The sequence below is a fragment of the Bartonella sp. AP72JLCBS genome (genome assembly GCF_042195705.1).
Lineage (GTDB): Bacteria > Pseudomonadota > Alphaproteobacteria > Rhizobiales > Rhizobiaceae > Bartonella.
The window spans coordinates 1-705 of sequence record NZ_JBHIOU010000106.1; the positions used below are offsets into that span (position 1 = coordinate 1).

1 pseudogene is annotated in these 705 nt (G+C 43.1%); it reads left to right on the forward strand.

The features are described 5' to 3' along the window. Positions 1-205: 205 nt before the first annotated feature. Positions 206-705: pseudogene (locus ACFILO_RS09620) on the forward strand (hypothetical protein); the annotation flags it as partial.

Sequence of the window (705 nt, forward strand, 5' to 3'; positions counted from 1 at the left end):
AGGGCTTGGAGAGGTCAAGAGTTCATTAGACACGGTGACAGCAACGACAAATTCTGCGAATACAGCCGCCTCTGAGGCAAAAGTGTTAGCGGAAGAAGCGAAGAGTGCATTGACAGAAGTTTAAGAGAAGGCACAGAGGAACAGTGACAGTCTTTCTGAACTTCAAAGTAAGGTAGGTTCTCTTTCCACTAATTTTTTAGAGAATGTGCGTTTTCATCAACCTGACAGAATTCTGGAAGCCGATCCGAAAAATAGAAAAGGTCTTGTGATCAATGACGGGGCATGTTTTCGCTTTTATCATGGTGAAGAGAATGGGGGTAGGTACCTCTTTTACCGCATTCCAGGGCGTGGAAGGATGACTTTTGACGAAGATCTTGAAGCAGGAAAGGATTATTATATATATCTCATCTTAAAAGATCAGACGAATGAGCTATCCTTTGAGCTTTCGCAAAATCCGACGGCTCCTGATGGCTATACAAAGGATAATTCTGAAAAGATCGGTGGATTTCATACGCTATGTGCGGATGTTGGTGAGATTGAAGGTCATCTCTTATCGGGTTATCAAGCGGGGGATGTTTTGCCCAAGTCTGTTTGGTGTTTAAATCACCGCCCACGTAGTAGTCCAGAAGGGATGGTTTACAATCCGTGGCATAATATTTGGGTTGATATTTATCTTCAATCAGGGACAGGTGTAAATGCAAAGTC